General features: G+C 43.5%; 24 protein-coding genes. All 24 read right to left on the bottom strand.

Annotated features, from left to right (window positions below):
• Window positions 1-42: 42 nt before the first annotated feature.
• On the bottom strand, window positions 43-915 hold the full coding sequence (gene dapA, locus BLU58_RS05230) for a 4-hydroxy-tetrahydrodipicolinate synthase (RefSeq protein WP_093291176.1): 873 nt from the start codon (window positions 913-915) through the stop codon (window positions 43-45).
• 15 nt (window positions 916-930) lie between these two features.
• A complete protein-coding gene (dapG, locus tag BLU58_RS05225; RefSeq protein WP_093291175.1) occupies window positions 931-2,157 on the bottom strand; it encodes an aspartate kinase in 1,227 nt (408 codons plus the stop codon).
• Between the two features lie 2 nt (window positions 2,158-2,159).
• Window positions 2,160-3,203 (bottom strand): aspartate-semialdehyde dehydrogenase, encoded by a 1,044-nt coding sequence (locus tag BLU58_RS05220; protein ID WP_093291174.1) that lies wholly within the window; start codon window positions 3,201-3,203, stop codon window positions 2,160-2,162.
• 150 nt (window positions 3,204-3,353) lie between these two features.
• Window positions 3,354-3,956, bottom strand: a complete 603-nt coding sequence (locus BLU58_RS05215) for a dipicolinate synthase subunit B (protein WP_093291173.1) — start codon at window positions 3,954-3,956, stop codon at window positions 3,354-3,356.
• Window positions 3,953-4,852, bottom strand: coding sequence for a dipicolinate synthase subunit DpsA (dpsA, locus tag BLU58_RS05210; RefSeq protein ID WP_093291172.1), 900 nt, complete (start codon window positions 4,850-4,852; stop codon window positions 3,953-3,955). Before dpsA ends, BLU58_RS05215 begins: the two co-directional genes overlap by 4 nt.
• A 97-nt stretch (window positions 4,853-4,949) precedes the next feature.
• Window positions 4,950-5,192 (bottom strand): YlmC/YmxH family sporulation protein, encoded by a 243-nt coding sequence (locus tag BLU58_RS05205; RefSeq protein WP_072332554.1) that lies wholly within the window; start codon window positions 5,190-5,192, stop codon window positions 4,950-4,952.
• Window positions 5,193-5,330: 138 nt separating this feature from the next.
• A complete protein-coding gene (locus BLU58_RS05200) occupies window positions 5,331-5,513 on the bottom strand; it encodes an aspartyl-phosphate phosphatase Spo0E family protein (RefSeq protein ID WP_072332556.1) in 183 nt (60 codons plus the stop codon).
• A 15-nt stretch (window positions 5,514-5,528) separates the two neighbouring features.
• On the bottom strand, window positions 5,529-5,972 hold the full coding sequence (dut, locus tag BLU58_RS05195) for a dUTP diphosphatase (protein WP_093291171.1): 444 nt from the start codon (window positions 5,970-5,972) through the stop codon (window positions 5,529-5,531).
• A gap of 11 nt (window positions 5,973-5,983) precedes the next feature.
• Window positions 5,984-7,231: a M16 family metallopeptidase gene (locus tag BLU58_RS05190; protein ID WP_093291170.1), complete on the bottom strand. Its 1,248-nt coding sequence runs from the start codon at window positions 7,229-7,231 to the stop codon at window positions 5,984-5,986.
• A gap of 80 nt (window positions 7,232-7,311) precedes the next feature.
• Window positions 7,312-8,274 carry a polysaccharide deacetylase family protein gene (locus BLU58_RS05185; RefSeq protein ID WP_176786499.1) on the bottom strand — a complete coding sequence of 321 codons (963 nt, stop codon included), beginning with the start codon at window positions 8,272-8,274 and terminating at the stop codon, window positions 7,312-7,314.
• Window positions 8,275-8,377: 103 nt separating this feature from the next.
• Window positions 8,378-10,510, bottom strand: a complete 2,133-nt coding sequence (gene pnp, locus BLU58_RS05180; protein WP_093291168.1) for a polyribonucleotide nucleotidyltransferase — start codon at window positions 10,508-10,510, stop codon at window positions 8,378-8,380.
• 130 nt (window positions 10,511-10,640) lie between these two features.
• Window positions 10,641-10,910, bottom strand: coding sequence for a 30S ribosomal protein S15 (rpsO, locus tag BLU58_RS05175; protein WP_093291167.1), 270 nt, complete (start codon window positions 10,908-10,910; stop codon window positions 10,641-10,643).
• Window positions 10,911-11,035: 125 nt separating this feature from the next.
• Window positions 11,036-11,986, bottom strand: a complete 951-nt coding sequence (locus BLU58_RS05170) for a bifunctional riboflavin kinase/FAD synthetase (protein WP_176786498.1) — start codon at window positions 11,984-11,986, stop codon at window positions 11,036-11,038.
• Window position 11,987: 1 nt separating this feature from the next.
• Complete coding sequence (gene truB, locus BLU58_RS05165; protein ID WP_093291165.1) at window positions 11,988-12,896, bottom strand: tRNA pseudouridine(55) synthase TruB; 909 nt, start codon at window positions 12,894-12,896, stop codon at window positions 11,988-11,990.
• The gene (locus tag BLU58_RS05160) at window positions 12,893-13,870 is read right to left on the bottom strand and encodes a DHH family phosphoesterase (protein ID WP_093291164.1); all 978 of its coding nucleotides are present in this window, start codon (window positions 13,868-13,870) and stop codon (window positions 12,893-12,895) included. The genes truB and BLU58_RS05160 overlap by 4 nt, the downstream gene beginning before the upstream one ends.
• Complete coding sequence (gene rbfA, locus BLU58_RS05155) at window positions 13,867-14,223, bottom strand: 30S ribosome-binding factor RbfA (RefSeq protein WP_093291163.1); 357 nt, start codon at window positions 14,221-14,223, stop codon at window positions 13,867-13,869. The genes BLU58_RS05160 and rbfA overlap by 4 nt, the downstream gene beginning before the upstream one ends.
• 57 nt (window positions 14,224-14,280) lie before the next feature.
• Window positions 14,281-16,881 carry a translation initiation factor IF-2 gene (gene infB / locus BLU58_RS05150; protein WP_143123711.1) on the bottom strand — a complete coding sequence of 867 codons (2,601 nt, stop codon included), beginning with the start codon at window positions 16,879-16,881 and terminating at the stop codon, window positions 14,281-14,283.
• A 5-nt stretch (window positions 16,882-16,886) separates the two neighbouring features.
• Window positions 16,887-17,189, bottom strand: coding sequence for a YlxQ family RNA-binding protein (locus BLU58_RS05145; protein ID WP_072332586.1), 303 nt, complete (start codon window positions 17,187-17,189; stop codon window positions 16,887-16,889).
• Window positions 17,182-17,460: an RNase P modulator RnpM gene (gene rnpM, locus BLU58_RS05140; protein WP_093291161.1), complete on the bottom strand. Its 279-nt coding sequence runs from the start codon at window positions 17,458-17,460 to the stop codon at window positions 17,182-17,184. Before rnpM ends, BLU58_RS05145 begins: the two co-directional genes overlap by 8 nt.
• A gap of 41 nt (window positions 17,461-17,501) precedes the next feature.
• The gene (gene nusA / locus BLU58_RS05135) at window positions 17,502-18,578 is read right to left on the bottom strand and encodes a transcription termination factor NusA (RefSeq protein ID WP_093291160.1); all 1,077 of its coding nucleotides are present in this window, start codon (window positions 18,576-18,578) and stop codon (window positions 17,502-17,504) included.
• A gap of 22 nt (window positions 18,579-18,600) precedes the next feature.
• Window positions 18,601-19,068: a ribosome maturation factor RimP gene (rimP, locus tag BLU58_RS05130; protein WP_093291159.1), complete on the bottom strand. Its 468-nt coding sequence runs from the start codon at window positions 19,066-19,068 to the stop codon at window positions 18,601-18,603.
• A gap of 153 nt (window positions 19,069-19,221) precedes the next feature.
• Complete coding sequence (locus tag BLU58_RS05125) at window positions 19,222-19,482, bottom strand: GNAT family N-acetyltransferase (RefSeq protein WP_255404623.1); 261 nt, start codon at window positions 19,480-19,482, stop codon at window positions 19,222-19,224.
• Entirely contained in the window at window positions 19,419-19,769 is a 351-nt protein-coding gene (locus BLU58_RS16855; RefSeq protein WP_255404611.1) for a GNAT family N-acetyltransferase, read from the bottom strand. Before BLU58_RS16855 ends, BLU58_RS05125 begins: the two co-directional genes overlap by 64 nt.
• Before the next feature lie 32 nt (window positions 19,770-19,801).
• A complete protein-coding gene (locus tag BLU58_RS05120; RefSeq protein ID WP_255404622.1) occupies window positions 19,802-20,746 on the bottom strand; it encodes a CPBP family intramembrane glutamic endopeptidase in 945 nt (314 codons plus the stop codon).
• Window positions 20,747-20,884: the final 138 nt, after the last annotated feature.

Raw genomic sequence — 20,884 nt, 5'->3', positions numbered from 1 at the left:
AAGATACCTCTTGGGCCGACCGCAAGAGATATCTTTAGATAACTATAAAATGCTTTTGATCCAAACGTCTGCTATTGCTTTTTCCTCAGAAGTTAACGTTACAAGGGGTAAACGGACGTGCTCTTCCATCAACTTCATACGTGATAAAGCATACTTTAAAGGTCCAGGGCTCGTTGTGGAGAAGAGTCCATGAAATACTGGCGTTAGTGTATGATGAATCACTTGTGCTTTTTGATGGTCATTCGATAAGAACGCATCGATCATTTCCTTCATCTCTATTCCTACTACATGACTCGCCACACTTATCACTCCTGCTCCACCTAATGCTAAAACAGGGAGAGTTAGGGCATCATCACCACTATAAACCGCCACATCCTTCGGAACGAGACGAATCACATCCGAAATCTGCGAGATACTTCCACTCGCTTCTTTGATTGCCACTACACCCGGCAAAGCCGCCAAACGTACGAGCGTTTCTGTAGTAATGTTTACACTCGTGCGCCCTGGAACGTTATAAATCATTAAAGGAAGGTTCGTTTCGTTGTGAACGGCTGCAAAATGTTGATAGAGCCCTTCTTGAGAAGGACGGTTATAATAAGGAGCTACCAACATAACTCCATCTACACCCATTTCCTCCGCTTGCTTCGTTAGGGCAATCGTATCTGCTGTGGAGTTACTTCCTGTTCCAGCGATTACTTTTACCCGCTTCTTTACTTTTTCAAGTGTAAAAGCAAATAGTCTGCATTTCTCTTCTTTTGTAAGGGTAGGAGATTCTGCTGTCGTACCCGAAACTACGATCGTATCTGTACCCGTAGCAATTAGATGCTCAATGAGTGCTGCTTGCCTGTTCCAATCAATTTGTAAACTAGAATCAAAAGGGGTACACATCGCCGTAACCATTCGTCCAAAATTCATAAAATCTCCTCCTGCTTAATCATTAACACGGTGCAGCTCAAATTTACGGTGCAGAGCTCGAACCGCACGAATCATGTCTTCACCTTGAACTAACACCCAAATTGTCGTATGAGAATCAGCCGACTGTAGCACTCGAATATCTTCTTCCGTTAATGCTTCTAAAATTTTCGCCATCACTCCAGGAACTCCTGTTATTCCAGCGCCTACGGTGGAGACTTTTGCACAGTTCGGGCTTAGTTCTGGCTCTAGATCTAATTCACGTAAGATCTGTTCTGCCTTTCCTGCTAAAGCATCGTGTACGGTGTATGCGATCCCACTTGGATTTACACTAATAAAGTCTACACTAATCCCGTGATCGGCCATCTCTTTAAATACTTTTAGTTGTAAGTCAAATTGGCCCTGCTTCGCCGCAATTTTGATTTGAGTCACATTGGCCATCTGTGTAATCCCTGTAATTAAGCGATCACTCAGTTCACCCGCTACCCGATCTGCCTCAGGACGGCTCATCACCAACGTGCCAGGATGATCAGACATAGTCGAACGAACTCGGATCGGAACATTGGTCTGCATCGCAATTTCAACTGCACGTGGATGGACAACTTTCGCTCCCTGAAAGGCTAAGTTACACATTTCGGTATAGGTTACCGTATGGAGTGGTATCGCATCCTCCACAATTCGTGGATCTGCCGTTAAAACCCCCGCTACATCTGTAAAAATATCTACATACTCAGCATTAAGGGCCACCCCGAGCGCTGTTGCCGAAGTATCACTTCCCCCACGCCCTAAAGTGGTGATCTCTCCCTCTTCGGTGATTCCTTGGAAACCAGCCACGATAACAACTTTTCCTCGTTGTAGTTCTTGTGTGATTCGCTTTGGCTTTAGATCAACAATCTGTGCATTGGTAAAATGATCATTGGTGATAATTCCCGCTTGTCCACCTGTTAATACAACATGATCAATTTCATTTAGATGTAGCATGCTTGAAAAAACAGACGAAGATATCAATTCTCCGCAGTGAAGTAGCAAGTCTAATTCTCTCGGTGCTAGACCAGCTCCATTATGATGGATCAACTCTAAAAATGTATCAGTTGCGTATGGTTCACCTTTTCGTCCCATTGCTGAAAGCACAACTACTAAGCTATATCCATCAGCGAGAGCACTTTTAATATGATGCAATACCCGGTCTCTCATTTCAGATGTAGCAACGGAGGTGCCTCCAAATTTTTGTACCAGTATTTTCATGATTAACCCCTTCTTACCAGCCCGTCTTCCACCAGCGCTTCAGCGATTTCTATGGCGTTGGTAGCTGCGCCTTTCAGTAAATTATCCGAGACGATCCACATGTTTAGTCCTCTTTCATGTGTTAAGTCACGGCGGATACGACCTACAAAGGTTCTGGTGTCCTCTGCACTTTGAATCGGCATCGGATACTCTTTCTCAGATAGATTATCTTGAAGCACTATTCCATCTGCATTTGCTAATAGTTCACGTACTTCTGCTAAATCAAAATCCTGTTGTAATTCGACATATACGGACTCGCTATGGCCGCGGAATACGGGAACTCGAACACAAGTAGCGGTTACACCAATACGATCATCTGCAAAAATCTTTTTCGTTTCATTTACCATCTTCATCTCTTCATTCGTAAACCCATTATCGAGACCCACATCAATCTGTGGAATCACATTAAAAGCGATTGGATAATGTAAGCTACCTTGAGGGAGGGCATTACATTCCATCACTTCGCCTGAGAGAACTGACTTCGATTGTTGTTGTAATTCTTCGATCGCTTCCCAACCAGCTCCCGATACGGATTGGTAAGTAGATACGATCACTCGATCCAATCCATAGCGATCATAAAGTGGCTTTAACGCTACTACCATTTGAATAGTAGAACAGTTTGGGTTCGCAATTAAACCATTATGTTTTTGCAAGGCATAGCGATTGACCTCTGGTACAACAAGTGGTACATCGGGTGCCATGCGGAACGCACTTGTATTATCAATTACTACTGCTCCACGCTTTACAGCTTCTGGAGCTAAACGCTCACTAATACTCCCACCTGCACTGAAAAGGGCAATATCCACTCCTTCAAATACTTCTGGAGTCGCTTCTTGAATGGCAATCTCTTGCCCACGGAATGTGATAGTCTGTCCAGCAGAGCGTTTTGATGCTAGTGGACGTAGTTCCCCAACAGGAAAGTCTCTTTTTTCTAGAAACGAAATCATCTGGGTCCCTACTGCCCCTGTAGCTCCTACAACTGCAACTGTGTAGCCTTGCTTTGACATGAATGTCCCTCTCCATTCCTGCAAACAGTCAATTCAATTGCTGTCTGATCATTATTTTTGATAAAAAGGCTAGCCGCTCGAAGTGCCAGCCCACACACTATATATCTGTTTTATTTAACCCGTTACAAACTCCATAAACATCCTCTTCTATTATGACGGGAAATAGCGATATTTTTCAACTATCAAAGGTTGCAATTGTCTTCCTTCAATCGCTTCTAGGACTGTGTCAGGTATAAGTTCCATACGTGCTACCATCGATTTAGGTTTTTTCTCGGGCGCATCCTGACCAAATGGTACGAAGTAAATATCTTTTGTAGCTAAGAGACGAGCTAGATTTTGTGCATTTAGTCCAAGAGCATCATTGGTCGAAATCGCTAATACCACAGGGCGATGATTTCTCATCTGTGCTTTGGCAGCCATTAGAACGGGGCCGTCGGTTAAAGCATTCGCTAACCTTGCTAACGTATTTCCAGTACACGGTGCCACTACTAAACAGTCTAACATTTTCGAGGGGCCGATGGGTTCGGTTTCTTGAACGGTACTAAACGGACGCTTCCCCGTGATTTCTTCAATCTTTGCTTTCCAATCTTCCGCTGTCCCAAATCGTGAATCTACAGTCGCAACGGTATGAGAAATAATGGGAACAATGTTGGCTCCTAATTCCGTAAGCCTTCTCATTTGTGGTAAAACTTCATCATGAGTACAATGGGAACCTGACAATGCGAATCCAACGGTCAATCCACTAAAATTCATTGCAGATTTCCCTCCTCGACTACATTCTCCACCATCAATTTCATCATCGTACGAGCAATGATTTTACCTGCCGTTTTGGGCGCAACAATACCCGGTAAACTAGGTGCTAAAATCGCTTTAATACCACGCTTTTCAGCGAATTCAAAATCAACTCCACCCGGTTTCGAAGCTAAATCGATAATCACTACATCATAAGGTGTATGACTTAAGACCTCAGCATCTAAGATAACAGCAGGTACGGTATTAAAGATAAAATCCGCTTTCTCCACTTGTACTCCTAATTCGGATGTATAAAAAGGATTTAATCCCATCTCAAAAGCGCGGGCATAATCATCCGATTTGCGTACACCCACTTTCACATGGGCTCCGATTGCTTGTAGAACTCTTGCTAACGATAATCCTACTCTCCCTAATCCGAGTACGATGGTTTGCGAATCATGAAGGGTAATATCAGCATTTTGAATGGCCATCATAAGAGCACCTTCAACGGTTGGAATCGAGTTGTAGATTGCAACATCGTCTCGCTTCATTAACTCAAAATAGGTTACTTGATTGCTCTCGCATAGGTTTTTTAAATATTTTTTTGCAAGTCCTGTAAAGAGAAGACAATGGCTCGGAAGCGCCGCTATATGTTCTTCCGTCAAATATAGTTCCTCTGAGGTAAATACACTGCTAATTTTCCCTTGATCATCCGTTCCGATAATAGGAAGAACAAGGATATCCGCTTGGGCTAAGACATGATTCGTTAGTCGGCGTTGGGTGGCTCCACTAAATGGACTCTGCAAGTTATCAAAGCCAATTAGGCTTACTTTTGCATCCATTTCGATACAGCTTTTGATGACTTCCAGTTGCCTGGCATCGCCACCGAGGAAGACGACATGCTTGCCAATAAGCATCGCTTCTACTCCTTTCCCCAGGTAGGCTTTGGATTCTCCCTTTTTGGGCTATCTATCAGCATCATATGTATACACGCCCTACACGGTTACCCCTTTTTTAGGATCTTCTACCCGAATCGATAATGACCATCTCAGGACCTACTTTTCGAATCATTCCCCATGCCACACGTACCTCATGACTTCTCTTTTTAAAGACCGAAGTTCCCCCCATTGGAATTAAAATACTTTCAATCTGTCCACTATTCGGGTCAATCACCAGATCAGCATGGGAAAACGAACCTAAACGTTCTCCACTTGTCAGATCGATACACTCCTTATTCGCCATCTCACTCCAGCGCATGTCTCGACTCCCCTTTCAATTCGCTATATTGGTTTATATTATGTGAGCAGACATAGGACAATGATCAATTTTTGAAAGATATAAATCCATTAAAAATACCCTCAACCAATGGTAAGGGTATTTTAATGAGCTAGAGTTTCATTTGACCAACTTCATTTTTTCACGTTGAATTTCATTAATAAGGAGATCTAACTTCTGGCTAATGCTTAAAACTCGCGAGTCTTTCAGGTGAGCAGGGTTTCCATTGACCATTCGATGTAATTTGGAGCGAAGGATCTCAATCTCCGCTTCTAAACGTTTCATTCGCAGTGTACCCGTCAAGTGGACACCCTCTTTCTATTTCCCTGTATGTCCAAATCCACCTGTTCCTCTAGCTGTTTCTTCTAGTTGTTCTACTTCTATCAACTTTACGGATGCAACATGTTGAAATACCAACTGCGCTATTCGGTCTCCACGGTGAATTTCAAACGGCTCTTCACCTAAGTTTATGAGAATTACACCAATCTCGCCGCGGTAATCTGCATCAATCGTACCTGGCGTATTGAGAACCGTAATCCCATGCTTTAAAGCGAGTCCACTTCTAGGGCGAACCTGAGCTTCTATACCGATTGGCATCGCCATAGCTAGACCTGTCGGAATCAGCTTTCGTTTTCCTGGCTCTAGTGTAATCATTTCCGAAATAGCGGCTCGTAAATCGAAGCCACTTGCGCCTTGAGACATCTGTTCGATTTTAGGAAGATCTTCATTTCCTGGTAAAGATATAATTTGTATGTGTTCCATAAACATTTCTCCTAGCCTCGAAACGAATTAGGTACCATGCCATCCGGCGAGATCATCGCCAACGACATGGGTGTTGAAAAGGTGGTACGTGCCATCTCATTTAATTCAACGAGTGTTGTACGTGTAATAAGCTCCATCATTTCGTCCAATGTGTAATGTCGTCCCAATAAAATTTCATTACGACCCAGTCGGCTCATGCGATTACTGGTACTTTCTAAGCCGAGCACAATACTACTCTTTAATTGGTCTTTTGCTTTTCTTAGCTCTGTATCGGTTATCCCATGTGCAACTACTTGATCCAGAGTATAGTGAATTACGTCCATAACTTCTTCTTCCTGTCCCGGTGCAGTCCCTGCATATATAGCAAATAGCCCTGTTTCCTTATGTGCGGAGTGATACGAGAATACCGAATAAGCAAGACCCCGTTCCTCACGAATCTCCTGAAATAACCGCGAGCTCATATTTCCGCCCATGATATTATTCAATAAAATAAGCTGATATAAACGAGAATCCCCGATCGCAAGACCTGGTAAACCAATACAGAGATGTGTTTGCTCTGTTACTTTTTGCTTTATTTTTTGTTGCGGAGTAAAAATAGGTTGATCCATAGCAGTCTGAGCCTGACTTCCCGAATGGTTTGCAAATTTCTCTTCAATTTGCCTTAAGAAGTCATCCGGCAAGTTCCCCGCAATGGAGACAATCAGATTATGTGGATGATAATGATCATTCATATAAGATAAAAGTTGATCTCGTGTATAAGACTGGATATTCTCAACAGTCCCAATGACAGGAAGGCCAAGTGAATGATTCCCTAGCGAAGCCTCTGCTAGTAGATCATGCACAAGATCATCTGGAGTATCTTCGACCATGCGAACCTCCTCGACAATCACTTTTTTTTCTTTTTCAATCTCCTCTAATCCAAACTGAGAATGAAATAGCATATCGGTTAAGATGTCTAAAGCGGTTGAAAAATGCTCATCTAACACTTTTGCATAATAACAAGTCATCTCTTTTGCAGTAAAAGCATTTACTTGTCCGCCTATTTCATCGAAGCTTTCCGCTAACTGACGTGCCGTTCGAGTTGCCGTTCCTTTAAATAACATATGTTCGATAAAGTGCGAGATCCCATTATTTTGAGGTGTCTCTCTTTCAGAGCCCGCTCCCGTCCAAATTCCCAAAGCAACAGAGCGGACATGCGGAATAGACTCCGCCACAATCCTCACTCCATTGGGAAGAGTATGCTTTATGATCACTGTCATCCCCCTACTCTATCTATAAAAGCGAGCCAGAAAAACCTTGCTAACATCCCCACTATAGCAGAATTAAAAAGATCGCTCAATTAGTCGATTCGTTCTGGTGATAGAACTTTTCCGACACTTGTTAGAACAAGCCCTTTTTTCTTTACTTCTTGAATAACAGCAGGCAGGGCATCCACAGTGCGATCTGTTGGATGCGTTAAAAGAAGCATTCCTGGTTCTACTTTCTGAACACGACTAACGATCCTCTCGGGCGATGAACTCTTCTTCCAATCGATCGTATCACAGGTCCAGAGAACTGTTTTCATTTTGTACTTCTCTACCATCTCTACTACTTGTTGATTAAAGTCACCAGCAGGTGGAGCAAACCATTTGCTATGAATATGAAGAGTTTGATAGATTAAATCCTCTGTCCGAGTAATCTCTCTTTCTACTCGCTCTTTTGAAACTTGCCCCATTAAGGGATGAGTATAGCCATGATTTCCTATCTCATGCCCCTTCTTCACTAACTCTTTTGCAACTTCTTGATTTTTATTTAACCAAGACCCATCTAGAAAGAAGGTGGCTTTTATTCCTTCTTTATCAAGAATGGATAACATCCCTTTTAAATGCTCCGTACCCCAAGCTACATTCACCATTAAACCCACTGCTTTTTGCTCAGAATTCCCTCTGTACACAGGAGTATTTACCAGATCAGATAAACGTTTTTTAGGAGCCAGCTTTTTATATTTCCAGACAATCTCGCCGTTGTTCTTTTGCATAGAAGCTTTCAGAGAAGCCTCCATATCTACTTCTCGTCCCTCTAACTCTGGAATTGCTTTCCATATAGAATCCATTTTAGCATCAATCGGTGCTTTGTAGTGTTTGGGTGCATCTGCTTTCATCTTTTGTAAGTAACGTTTTTCCTCTTCTGTATATTGAACGACTGAGAAGACGGAGTTACTTTTCACTTGCATGACAAATTGTTGGATCAACTCTGCTTGAACAATAGATATGGCGATGATAAAAGAAATAAAGATAGCGATCATTCGTTTGGAATCATTCACTTTCGGACACCTCCTATGCTTACACGGTATGCAGGAGTTGTCCATTTCAGCACGTTTTCCATATAAAAAAGAGACAGATCGCTCTGACTCTTTTACGAGTTTCCTATGAAGGAGTGTCCGCTTTTTTCTTTTCTTCTTCTGCCTTTAATAATACTTTCCGTGAGAGGTTTACACGTCCTTGATCGTCAATCTCCGTTACTTTTACTTCAATTTTATCGCCTACATTCACGACATCTTGAACTTTCGCAACACGATTCACATCAAGTTGGCTAATGTGTACTAATCCTTCTTTCCCTTGGAATAGCTCCACAAATGCTCCATATTTCTCAACACGTTTAACCGTACCTAAGTAAACCTGTCCTACTTCCACCGTGCGTACTAAGTCTTCAATGATTTGTTTTGCACGATCATTTGCCTTCGCATCTGGAGAAGCAATATAGATTCGTCCATCTTGTTCGATATCGATCTTAACACCTGTTTCTTCAATAATCTTATTGATTACTCTTCCACTAGGTCCGATCACATCGCGGATTTTATCAGGATGGATTCGCATCGTCATGATTTTAGGCGCATACTGTGATAATTCTTCGCTTGGCTTGGAGATGGTTGCCTCCATGTTATCCAATAGAAGGAGACGTGCTGCTTTAGCTTGCTCAAGTGCACGTTCTAAAATCTCACGATTAATCCCAGAGATTTTGATATCCATCTGTAAGGCAGTCACACCATGGCGAGTCCCAGCCACTTTAAAGTCCATATCTCCCAAATGGTCTTCCATACCTTGAATATCGGTTAGAACTGCTACTTTGTCTTCCTCTTTAATCAAGCCCATCGCAATTCCCGCAACAGGGGCTTTAATAGGTACACCTGCATGCATTAGCGCCAGAGTAGAAGCACAAATACTCGCCTGGGAGCTAGAACCGTTAGACTCTAGTACTTCCGACACACAGCGGATGGTGTAAGGGAAATCCTCTTCTGTTGGAATAACCGGCTCTAATGCACGTGCACCTAATGCACCATGGCCAATTTCACGACGTCCCGGAGCGCGGAGTGGACGAGCATCTCCTACACTATAAGGCGGGAAATTGTAATGATGCATGAAGCGTTTAGACTCTTCTAGGTCCAGTCCATCTAAAATCTGGACATCACCTAACGCACCTAAAGTACAAATACTCAGCACTTGTGTCTGACCACGGCGGAACAGACCCGATCCATGTGTACGAGGGAGAATGCCAGTCTCACTCACTAATGGACGAATTTGCTCGGTCGTACGTCCATCTGGGCGTTTTCCTTCCTCCAAGATCAAACGGCGCACTTCTTTTTTAACAAGTGAGTCCAGAACGATATGGATGTCCTTACTCACAGCAGCAAATTCTTCTTCTGAAAGCTCTGCTTGAAAAGCTTGAATAACTTCGCTTTTCACCGCATCGATCGCTTCCTGACGAGCTTGCTTTTCGACCACTTGAACTGCGAGAGTGGTCTTAGAGAGTGCCATTTCGCTAATCCGGGCTTGTAATTCGTCATCCACCTCGTATAAAGTGGTCTCCATTTTACTTTGACCTACTTGAGCCACAACCTCTTCTTGGAACGCTACCAGACGGCTAATTTCTGCATGACCGAACAGGATTGCTTCTAAGATCGTCTCTTCTGGAATCTGTTTCGATCCTGCTTCGACCATATTAATTCCATCTTTAGTACCTGCGACTACGAGGTGTAAGTCCGAGTTGTCCATCTGTTCAACAGTAGGATTTAGTACAAGTTTCCCCTCTACACGTCCTACGATCACACCCGCAATGGGACCCTCAAATGGAATATTTGAGATCGACAATGCTAAAGAGGTACCGATCATCGCTGCAACCTCAGTCGAACAATCTTGATCTACTGACATAACCGTATTTACGATCTGCACATCGTGGCGATAACCATCCGGAAATAACGGACGAACAGGGCGGTCAATTAGGCGACTAGCCAATACAGCTTTCTCGCTTGGACGACCTTCTCGCTTAATAAAACCGCCTGGGATTTTCCCTACTGCGTATAAGCGCTCTTCATAATTCACAGTCAAAGGAAAGAAATCTAAGTCCTTCGGCTCCTTGGATGCCACAACAGCAGTCATGACAACCGATTCTCCGTAACGAACAAGCACGGATGCATTCGCTAACGTTGCATATTTGCCAATCTCAAAGGAAAGCTTCCTACCGGCAAGCTCCGTTTCAAAAACAACAGGTTGATGTTGCATATGCCTGTTAAATCCTCCTCTCGTCAACGAGACAACATTCCAATATTCTTCATTTAAACAGTATTTCCTTCTCGTACGTCATTTAATATAAATAACAAAAAGCGGGGTGCAAAACCCCCGCTAATCGAAACTATCGACGTAAACCAAGTTTGCCAATCAACTCGCGGTAACGAGTGACGTCCTTGTTTTTAAGGTAAGTAAGCAAGTTACGACGATGACCTACCATCTTTAAAAGTCCACGACGGCTGTGGTGGTCTTTTTTATGGTCTTTCAAGTGACCGTTTAACTCATTGATGCGATAGGTCAGCATAGCGATTTGCACTTCTGGAGACCCAGTATCGCTTTCGTGAGTTTTATACTCACTGATGATTTCACGTTTTTTTTCTAAAGACAAGCTCATTAGCATGTCACCTCCTGTTTTATTACCGAAAACCCCTGTAACCCAGATTGTCGTCGAGGCAATCGAGCGATCCGAGCTAAGGTTGCATCAGTATACCTGAAGCATTATATCATAGAAAACCTTTATTATACAAGGGAGATGGAAGCATGTGTAGAAAGCCATCCTATCGCTTGTTGCCTGTCAATTCGAATCTGATCTACTAAGGCATCGATAGAGGGGAACTTCTGCTCAGGACGAATATAGTGAAGATATTCAATATCTAACACTTGGTCATAAAGGTCTCCTTGAAAATCAAGAAGGTGGACTTCATATCTCTCTCTCGGCACTGGGTCTGTAAAAGTGGGGCGAATCCCGATATTCATAATCCCATAACTTTGATGTTGATCATGGAAAACACGAACAACATAGACACCGCGATTCGGAGGGAAATAAGAATATAGCTCTTGTAGATTGGCTGTCGGGAATCCCATTAATCTCCCTCGTTTATCTCCATGTATAACCGTGCCCCTCGTTCGGTACGGACGACCTAGCATGCGATTAGCTACCTCGATCTGTCCAGTGGTTAGAGCTTCTCTAATTCGTGTACTGCTGACAGGAATCTGATCGATTAGCACAGGACCTACCTGTCTTGTCACGAATCGACCTTGTCCAAGCCTTTGTAGATCTTGGGGCGTTCCTGCTGCAAAACGGCCAAAGCGGTAATTAAAGCCTGTTACCACTCCCACCACTCCCAGCGGCTGCAAAATTTCTTCCACAAATTGATCGGCAGAAAGCTTCGCAAACGCCTCATCGAACTTCATAATATAAGCGTCCTCGAGACCATGTTTCTCAAAGAGTTGCATTTTCTCGGGAAGCGGGGTCATAAAGCGCAAATTCGCTTCTTTCCCTAGCACTTCACGAGGGTGAGGAGAAAATGTCATCACGGCTGGTTTTGCTTGTAGCTCTTCAGCTAATCGGCTCGCTTCTGCTAATACAGCCTGATGTCCCAAATGAATTCCATCAAAGTTACCTAATGCCATCACAACTCGACTGTTATTCACTTGTCGTATAGGGTACGTAATATGATTCCTTTGCATACTATTCCACATCCCGAAATACTTTTTCCGGCTTTGCTACGCCATCCTCCACCAACCGATAAATGGCACAAAATCGCCCTGCCTCTGTATACACTCTTATAAGCTCTGCATCACGTGTCACTAACTGGTCCACTCGAATCGGCTTACCATCTAACACATCACATCCCTCTTGCTCCGACACGATTAAGCTAGGGAAGTGGGAGATCGCCTCACCAATAGGAACCATTGCATCATCCAGACGGCCTTTTTTTTGTAAATCGGCTACTTCTTCCAAAGTAAAGCAAGACTCTGATTGAAAAGAACCGCTTTCTACACGTGTCAAAGATGTCATATGAGCAGGTGTATCCCAAACTCTTCCGATATCCACACATAGTGTTCGTACATATGTTCCTTTGGAGCACAATACATCAAACTCGATTTCAGGATACTCTCCATCTTGGAAACCAATACACGTTAACTCATAAATAGTCACTTTACGTGGTTTGCGTTCCACGACCTTTCCCTCACGGGCTAAGTCATATAAACGCTTCCCTTGAACCTTAACAGCTGAATACATCGGAGGAATCTGCTCCATTTCTCCTAAAAAAGAAGAAAATACATGGTCCACTTCTTCTTTCGTCAGTAAATGATTGAGAGGTCTATCTTCGATAACAGTACCTGTCTGATCTTCTGTATCAGTCGCTATTCCCAGCTTTAGTCTACCACGATAACGTTTTGGTAAATCCTGAATATATTCAACCACCCGCGTCCCTTGCCCTAAACAAATAGGAAGCACGCCCTCCACTTCTGGATCGAGCGTGCCCGTATGTCCTACTCGTTTCTGACCAGCAATGCGACGGATGCGCCCCACTACATCGTGAGAGGTCATCCCACGGGGTTTATAGATGGGAAGAACACCGTGCCAAGTCATACTGGCAAGCCTCCTAAACGCTCATAAATTGCATGTAAAACTTGTTGTTCTACTACTTCCATCGACTTCTCATCCACAGAGCAACCGGCCGCTCTAGCATGACCGCCGCCACCAAAACATTTTGCCACTTCCCCTACATCTACTAGTCCGCGAGAACGAAAACTTACTTTAATATGATCACTTTCTTCACGAAATAGAATTCCTACATCTACTCCTTCAATGTTACGGGCGTAATTTACAATCTCCCCAATATCATCTGAAGTAGCATGTAATCCGTTAAAGTCGTCTTGGGTTAATACCATCCAAGCTACTTTTCGGTTAGAAGAAAGGGTTAAAGTCGATAAGGCGACTTGGAGTAATTGTAACTCCCGAAACGAAACCGTTTCTAACAGACGATCGGCTAGGTGATGACTTTCAATCCCCGTGCCAACTAACTTAGCAGCTTGCCTAAGAACTTTTGGAGACGTATTCGAATACCGAAAGCCACCGGTATCCGTCAGAATTCCGGCATAGAGAAAAGTTGCTATCGTTTGATCGAGTGGGAGCCCTAACTCTTCGATCCAGTCCATCAAGATCTCCACTGTAGAAGATGCATCTGGCACCACAATATTGACTGCACCGTATAAATCATTGGTCGCATGATGATCGATATTGCAAATCTGTACGCCTTCTGAAAACAGATGGCGTACTTTTCCAATACGGGCTTCATCCGCACAATCAAGGGCGAGTACATATTGAAATTGCCTTCTTATCTCTTCAGCTGGCTGAATCTGATCCGCATTAGGGAGGAACAGATATCGATCTGGCACATGAGAATCATTAGCCAATGTAACTCTCTTCCCTAATGATTGACAGATCCAAGCTGCTGCTAAAGTTGAGCTGATTGCATCACCATCTGGATGAAGATGCCCAGTAATTAATAGATGGTCTGCGGATTGGATGAAGCGAGTCGCATCTGAAAACGAATGCATCATGCATCTTGCTCCGGTTTCTTTACATCATTTAACAGCTTGGAGATATGCGCATGATGCTCCAGAGATTCATCCATCACGAAGACTAGTTCTGGAGTATGACGCATGTGGACACGACGGCCCACTTCAGAACGCAAAAATCCTTTTGCTTTTTCCAAACCATGTAAGGAATCTTGCTTTTGTTCTGCACTACCAAACACACTAATGTAAATTTTAGCGATCGATAAGTCCCCACTCATCTCAACATCAGTAATGGTAACAAATCCAATACGCGGATCTTTCAATTCTTGTTGCACAATTAAACTTAATTCTTTCTTAATCTGTTCACCGACTCGGCTCACTCGGATGCGTGCCAAGATCAGCACCTCCTCCGTCTAGACAAATGTGATATCGGCATCGAAGAGATGCAGGGCTTACTTCCGCTCCACTTCTTGGATCACGTAAACTTCGAGCTGGTCGCCTTCTTGGATATCATTATAATTTTCCAAGGTAATGCCACATTCATACCCTGTAGCCACTTCTTTTACGTCATCTTTAAAGCGTTTCAATGCATCCACTTTTCCATCGTGAACAATAATACCTTCACGAATGACGCGCACTTTTCCATCACGGACGACTTTACCTTCCAAAACATAACAACCCGCAATCGTACCAACCTTAGATACTTTAAAGGTTTGACGAACTTCTACCAGGCCAAGAACTTTCTCTTCATACTCAGGATCTAGCATGCCCTTCATAGCAGATTCAATTTCTTCTAAGGCTTTATAGATGATCGTATGGAGACGAACATCCACACTTTCCTTCTCCGCAGCAGTACGAGCATTATTATCAGGACGCACGTTAAATCCAATGACAATCGCATTAGAAGCAGAAGCAAGTGTGATATCTGACTCTGTAATCGCTCCTACACCGACATGAATAATTTTTACCCGGACTCCGGCAACTTCAATCTTCTCTAAAGAGCCGCGTAATGCTTCAGCAGAACCTTGTACGTCTGCTTTTACAATGATATTAATTTCTTTCACTTCGCCTTCTTGGATTTGCTTAAATAGATCATCCAAGGTTACGCGACTTCTAGATCCACGATCTTCTTCTCGTTGTTTCATCTCGCGGCGATCAGCAATTGCACGAGCTTTTCGCTCATCTTCAAACACGATAAACGGATCCCCGGCACTTGGAGCTTGAGGTAATCCCAAAATCTCCACTGGTGTAGAAGGAAGAGCTGTTTTTACACGACGTCCGCGATCATTTACCATCGCACGGATCTTACCAAAGTAGTTCCCTACTACAACTGCATCCCCTACATGTAACGTACCATTTTGCACGAGAATGGTTGCAACAGCTCCGCGTCCTTTATCTAACTCAGCTTCGATTACAACACCACGAGCGCGCTTATTCGGATTCGCTTTATATTCTTGAACCTCTGAAACCAAGAGGACCATTTCAAGTAATTCGTCAATTCCTTCGCCTTTAATAGCGGCAACTGGCACGAAAATCGTATCTCCGCCCCATTCTTCTGGAACCAATTCATACTCTGTCAACTGTTGCTTAATACGGTCTGGATTTGCATCTAGCTTATCCATTTTGTTTACAGCAACAATAATCGGTACACCGGCAGCCTTCGCATGGTTGATCGCTTCGATTGTTTGTGGCATTACACCATCATCAGCCGCTACAACCAAGATCGTAATATCCGTAACCTGTGCTCCGCGAGCACGCATACTCGTAAAGGCAGCATGGCCTGGAGTATCTAGGAACGTAATTTTTTTACCATTTACTTCCACTTGATAAGCGCCAATATGTTGAGTAATTCCACCTGCTTCTCCAGATGTTACATTGGAAGAACGAATCTTATCGAGTAAGGTCGTTTTACCATGGTCCACGTGTCCCATAATCGTAACAACGGGTGGGCGCTCTTCAAGATTTACATCTTCATCTGATTCTTCTACATCTTCGAATAAAGACTCATCAATCTCTTCTTTATAGGTAACTGGAATTTTAAACTCTTCCCCAATTACTGCCATGGTCTCTACATCGATTTCTTGGTTAATGGTAGCCATTATTCCAGCCTTGATTAAGCTACGAATCACCTCAGACGCTTCTTTACGAAGCAACTTAGCAAACTCTCCGACTGTAAGAGGTCCAGAAACCACGATTTCTTTTGGTAAGACTGGAGCGATTTTCTCCTTCGGGGCCTGCCTTCTCCCCTTCTTACCAAATCCTTTACGTGGGCCGAAGCGAGATTTGGAGTTTCTTTCATCCGAAGAATCATAAGAACGGCTATGCTTTTTAGCTTGCTCCTTCTTCGAAGCAAACGGACCGCCTGCACCGGTAGTCGGGCGAACATCAGGAGCTACAAAGGTAGCTGGGCGCTGGTTGTTTCCACCCCCACTTGGACGTGAATTGCGGTCGCCTCCTGGACGTGAGTTGCGGTCGCCTCCTGGGCGTGGGCCTCGGTCGCCTCCTGGGCGTGGGCCCCGATCACTCGCTGGACGTGGGCCCCGATCGCCTCCTGGGCGTGGGCCTCGGTCGCCTCCTGGGCGTGGACCTCGGTCGCCTCCTGGGCGTGGGCCGCGATCACCGCTTGGGCGTGGGCCTCGGTCGCCTCCCGGACGTGGGCCTCGGTCGCCTCCTGGACGTGAGCCTCGGTCGCCTCCCGGACGTGGGCCGCGATCACCGCTTGGGCGTGGGCCTCGGTCGCCCCCTGGACGTGAGCCGCGATCACCGCTTGGGCGTGGACCTCGGTCACTCGCTGGACGCTGACTACTTTCACTCTTATTTCCTTCCATACTCTTTGGGGTTGTTGCCTCTCCCTGAGGCTTGCTCTCGCTTGGTTTTGCGTTTGCTTCCTCTTTTACTTTTTTGTTAAATTGCTCCACTTTTTGTATCATTCCTTCGTCCATCACGCTCATGTGATTATTAACTTTCGTATTCATTCTCTCTAGAATCGTGAGAACTTCTTTACTACTCATATTTTGCGCTTTGGCGTATTCATACACACGCATCTTAGCCATCCCAGTCATCCCTTTTCAATTGATTCTTGAAGCATTCGGGCAAACCCTGGATCTGTAATTGCTATGACGACACGTTCTGGTTTGCCAATAGCAAGCCCCAACTCCTGTCTTGTACCAAATCGGAGTAGTGGAACTTGATAAGTACTACACTTATCTGTTATCTTCTTCTCTGAATTTTGGGCAGCATCTTGCGAAAGAATCACAAGACGTGCCTTTTTCGATCGTACTTCTCGCAGGACTAGATCTTCCCCTGACACTACTTTTCCAGCCCTCATCGCTAATCCCAGACGCTGAGTAAATTTACTCATCGTGGATCACCGTCTTCGCATACTCTCGTAACTGATCGTACAAAGCTGGATCGATTTGAACCTTTAAAGCTCTCTCAATCGCTTTTCGCTTTTGTGCTAAATCAATATAATCTTCTTTCGCACAAAGATAAGCTCCACGCCCTGATTTTTTACTCGTAGGGTCAATTAGCACTTCGTTATCCGGTGTACGAACGATACGAATGAGACTCTTTTTGGGAAACATCTCCTGCGAAGCGATACATTTTCGTAAAGGGATTTTCTTTTGTTTCAAACCCTACCACCTCCCTTATTGAAGATCCATGGAGTGGCTCTTTATGATTCTTCAGTCGATAAATCTAAATCTAATTCTGAATCCGAACCTGCTTCTGATTCACTTTTGATATCAATTTTCCAGTTAGTCAATTTCGCTGCTAGACGGGCATTTTGACCCTCTTTCCCAATAGCCAGTGACAATTGATGATCTGGAACGATCACACGCGCCATTTTTTCTTCGTCATAGATCGTGACAGAAGTTACCTTGGACGGACTAAGAGCATTCGCAATCCATTCATCCATATCTTCTGACCAACGAACAATATCGATTTTCTCGCCTCGTAATTCATTTACTATTGTCTGTACACGAACCCCTTTATGGCCCACACAAGCGCCAACCGGGTCCACGTTCGTATCCCTCGAATAAACAGCAATTTTTGAACGGAGACCCGCTTCCCTAGCAACGGAACGAATCTCGACAATCCCCTCAAAAATCTCAGGTACCTCTAATTCAAATAATCGCTTCAACAATCCTGGATGTGTACGTGATACAAAGATTTGCGGTCCCTTCGTAGATTTCTCCACTTTGGTTACATACGTCTTCACACGATCCCCATGTTTAAAACGTTCGCCTGGCATCGTCTCATTGTGTGGAAGAATCGCTTCCACCCTACCTAGATCAATATAGTAGTAACGATTGTCAGTCCGCTGAACAATCCCTGTCACAATATCATCTTCGCGCTCGATAAAGTTTTGGTAAATGATACTGCGTTCCGCTTCTCGAATCCGTTGTGTAACAACTTGCTTCGCTGTTTGAGCTGCAATCCGACCAAAATCGGCAGGTGTTACCTCAATTTCAACGATATCCTCTAATTCGAAAGATGGATTGATCTCTTTTGCGGCATCAAGGGAAATCTCAAGCCTTGGATCTAGAACATCTTCTACTACACTCTTTCTTGCAAATACACGAACCCTTCCTGACATCCGGTCTATATCTACTCGCACATTTTGAGCAGAGTGAAAGTTACGTTTATATCCAGAAATCAGTGCTGCTTCTATCGCTTCGATCAAAATATCTTTACTAATTCCTTTTTCTTTCTCTAATTGACCGAGAGCCTCGATGAACTCAGCATTCATCGCCTTGGTTCCTCCCTTCGCGCTAAAACACAATGGCAAGTCTTGCTTTTGCCACTTTACTGCGCGGTATCTCAATTTCTTTTCCTCGAACGTCTACAGTTAAATAGTCAACAGACACTTCTTTTAAAACACCTTCAAACGCCTTTGTTCCATCAATCGGTTCGTATGTACTTACAAAAACATTCTTTCCAATCGATTTTTGATAGTCATTTTCTTTTTTCAAAGGACGTTCCGCTCCTGGAGAGGACACTTCCAATATATATTCTGCCCCTGGTACGGGATCGTGTTCATCAAGAAGAGTGCTTATACACCCACTCGCCCTAGCACAATCATCTAGATCGACTCTGCCTTCATCGTTTTTATCTATAAAAACTCGAAGAAAATAGTTAGATCCTTCCTTCTTGTACTCTACTTCAACTACCTCTAATTGAAGCTCTTCAAGTGCTGGTGTCACTAACTTCTCAACTGTCTCTACGACATGGCGGCTCAAAGCCAACCCTCCTTACGCTACTCACAGCTTACTTTTTACCCACTAGCAAACGTGAAAGAGTGGGTAAGCACCCACTCTTTCCTCATCAGCCGTATCATTCTAAGTATAGCCAAGATGATTATATCACAACCACAAAAAGGCACGCAATCACAATTATCTGACGAGATAGTAGCTCATCAGTACCTCATCCGCATATGTACCATCCGCATATTTTATCGCATGGGGCCTTTCGCCTATGGCTTGAAACCCGAGCTTTTTATAAACATGTATCGCCCGATCATTATTCTTTAGTACAGTTAGTTGAATCTCTTCCATTTCATTCTCTTTTGCCCATTCAAATAATGCTTCTATTAATTTAGTTCCAACCTTCTGATTCCAGTACGATTTTCGAACCGCAATCCCCATCGTTCCAATATGACGGACACGAGTACGCTTCGGACGATTACGAGTGAACCGACAATCTCCCCCTCTATCTCCGCTACAAGTAATACATTCCCACCTGATTCAAAGCTTTTAATCCAATTCTCTTCCGAAGTTATATCTTCTGCCCTCATCTCTTCGGGGGTTATGATGAGAAAAGGAGACTCTTCTGCTATGTTTCGTCCATAATCTAATAATTTCTCTGCATCTGAAACATGCGCCTTTCGAATGATAAGTTCCACATATAGAATTCCCTTCACTCTAAGATAGATAAATTTCATCTATCTTATCTTACAAGGCAATAAAACACAAGCTAAAAATATAGACTAAACAACGTATTCATAAACATGTGTAAGGCACTAGCTGCCCAGACCGATTTAAATGCTTCGCGAAACACTCCAAAAATAATCCCCGTAAAAAAGAGAGGGAAAAAGGAAGCTACATCCACATGATAGAGAGAGAAGAGGAACGCTGTTAAGATGACCGATAAAACCCGACCCGTATAGTGGGTAAGCAACGTTTGCAAGTATCCACGAAATAAAATTTCTTCTGCAATGGGTGCCAATAAACATACTGCTAAAAAAGTCAAAGCCGCGTTCGAACTTGTAGATGTTGCAGACGAAAATGAATTCATCGTAGCATCCGTGTCCATTTGATACGAGTTTTTTATCGAATTTTCACGATCCGAATATTGATCAATTCCTAAGTAACTGTTTAGCTCAACTCCTATGAATTGCAGAACCTGTATCAATCCAAAAGCAAAAATAACACAAAAAAATAGAAGTACTTTTTTGATCGGAGCATGAAATCCGATTAGGACGAATCGTTTTTGATTTAAGAAAAGTCCTGCGATTACACACGATGTGAAGAACAAAATCATTCGGTTATTATATATATTTTCTATTAACCACGGCACATAAATCCAACTACAAAAAATGGCTAGATCTGTCCACTTTATTCGATCAATCATACGTCGTTCTAGAAAAAAACGCTCAGTGAATCCAAAAATGACAAAGAGAATAAACGCAAGGAAACCCAGTGTATAAAGAGCCAAGCATAACAAAGCCTCAAAACCATCCGGGGATGCTTCTGTAAACCTCAAAAGGTTCTCATCCGTACGAGTTACCTCAATAAACAAAAAGCGAATAAAAAGAGTGCTCCAAAAGCAAATCATCGTAATCCAAGCAAATACCACTCTAAATTTAGAGTCTTCGGGAGCATTTGTTAATTTCTGATATTGGGATTCTGTAATAAACACTACATCCAAGAAGTCACCTCCCATCTAACATCAATCCAGTTATCAGGAAAACACATCGTACATACAACTCGACGGTTCCGTAACCAAAGCTGTATTCAATAAGATTCCTCCATCTACTACTTAATGATTCAAAATAAA

Source organism: Thermoactinomyces sp. DSM 45892, assembly GCF_900107305.1.
GTDB lineage: Bacteria > Bacillota > Bacilli > Thermoactinomycetales > Thermoactinomycetaceae > Baia.
This window is presented reverse-complemented; position numbering and strand designations above follow the sequence as displayed.

What these genes read in the sequence shown, in the direction of transcription:
- dapA (WP_093291176.1), bottom strand. Translation starts at nt 915, where the DNA reads ATGAATTTTGGACGAATGGTTACGGCGATGTGTACCCCTTTTGATTCT.
- pnp (WP_093291168.1), bottom strand. Translation starts at nt 10,510, where the DNA reads ATGCAACATCAACCTGTTGTTTTTGAAACGGAGCTTGCCGGTAGGAAG.
- truB (WP_093291165.1), bottom strand. Translation starts at nt 12,896, where the DNA reads ATGACTTGGCACGGTGTTCTTCCCATCTATAAACCCCGTGGGATGACC.
- BLU58_RS05215 (WP_093291173.1), bottom strand. Translation starts at nt 3,956, where the DNA reads ATGAATTTTAGTGGATTGACCGTTGGATTCGCATTGTCAGGTTCCCAT.
- BLU58_RS16855 (WP_255404611.1), bottom strand. Translation starts at nt 19,769, where the DNA reads ATGAAATTTATCTATCTTAGAGTGAAGGGAATTCTATATGTGGAACTT.
- BLU58_RS05190 (WP_093291170.1), bottom strand. Translation starts at nt 7,231, where the DNA reads ATGACAGTGATCATAAAGCATACTCTTCCCAATGGAGTGAGGATTGTG.
- BLU58_RS05160 (WP_093291164.1), bottom strand. Translation starts at nt 13,870, where the DNA reads ATGATGCATTCGTTTTCAGATGCGACTCGCTTCATCCAATCCGCAGAC.
- BLU58_RS05205 (WP_072332554.1), bottom strand. Translation starts at nt 5,192, where the DNA reads ATGCGCTGGAGTGAGATGGCGAATAAGGAGTGTATCGATCTGACAAGT.
- rpsO (WP_093291167.1), bottom strand. Translation starts at nt 10,910, where the DNA reads ATGAGCTTGTCTTTAGAAAAAAAACGTGAAATCATCAGTGAGTATAAA.
- BLU58_RS05170 (WP_176786498.1), bottom strand. Translation starts at nt 11,986, where the DNA reads ATGCAAAGGAATCATATTACGTACCCTATACGACAAGTGAATAACAGT.
- dut (WP_093291171.1), bottom strand. Translation starts at nt 5,972, where the DNA reads ATGGAACACATACAAATTATATCTTTACCAGGAAATGAAGATCTTCCT.
- nusA (WP_093291160.1), bottom strand. Translation starts at nt 18,578, where the DNA reads ATGAATGCTGAGTTCATCGAGGCTCTCGGTCAATTAGAGAAAGAAAAA.
- infB (WP_143123711.1), bottom strand. Translation starts at nt 16,881, where the DNA reads ATGGCTAAGATGCGTGTGTATGAATACGCCAAAGCGCAAAATATGAGT.
- BLU58_RS05220 (WP_093291174.1), bottom strand. Translation starts at nt 3,203, where the DNA reads ATGTCAAAGCAAGGCTACACAGTTGCAGTTGTAGGAGCTACAGGGGCA.
- BLU58_RS05145 (WP_072332586.1), bottom strand. Translation starts at nt 17,189, where the DNA reads ATGAGTAAATTTACTCAGCGTCTGGGATTAGCGATGAGGGCTGGAAAA.
- dapG (WP_093291175.1), bottom strand. Translation starts at nt 2,157, where the DNA reads ATGAAAATACTGGTACAAAAATTTGGAGGCACCTCCGTTGCTACATCT.
- dpsA (WP_093291172.1), bottom strand. Translation starts at nt 4,852, where the DNA reads ATGCTTATTGGCAAGCATGTCGTCTTCCTCGGTGGCGATGCCAGGCAA.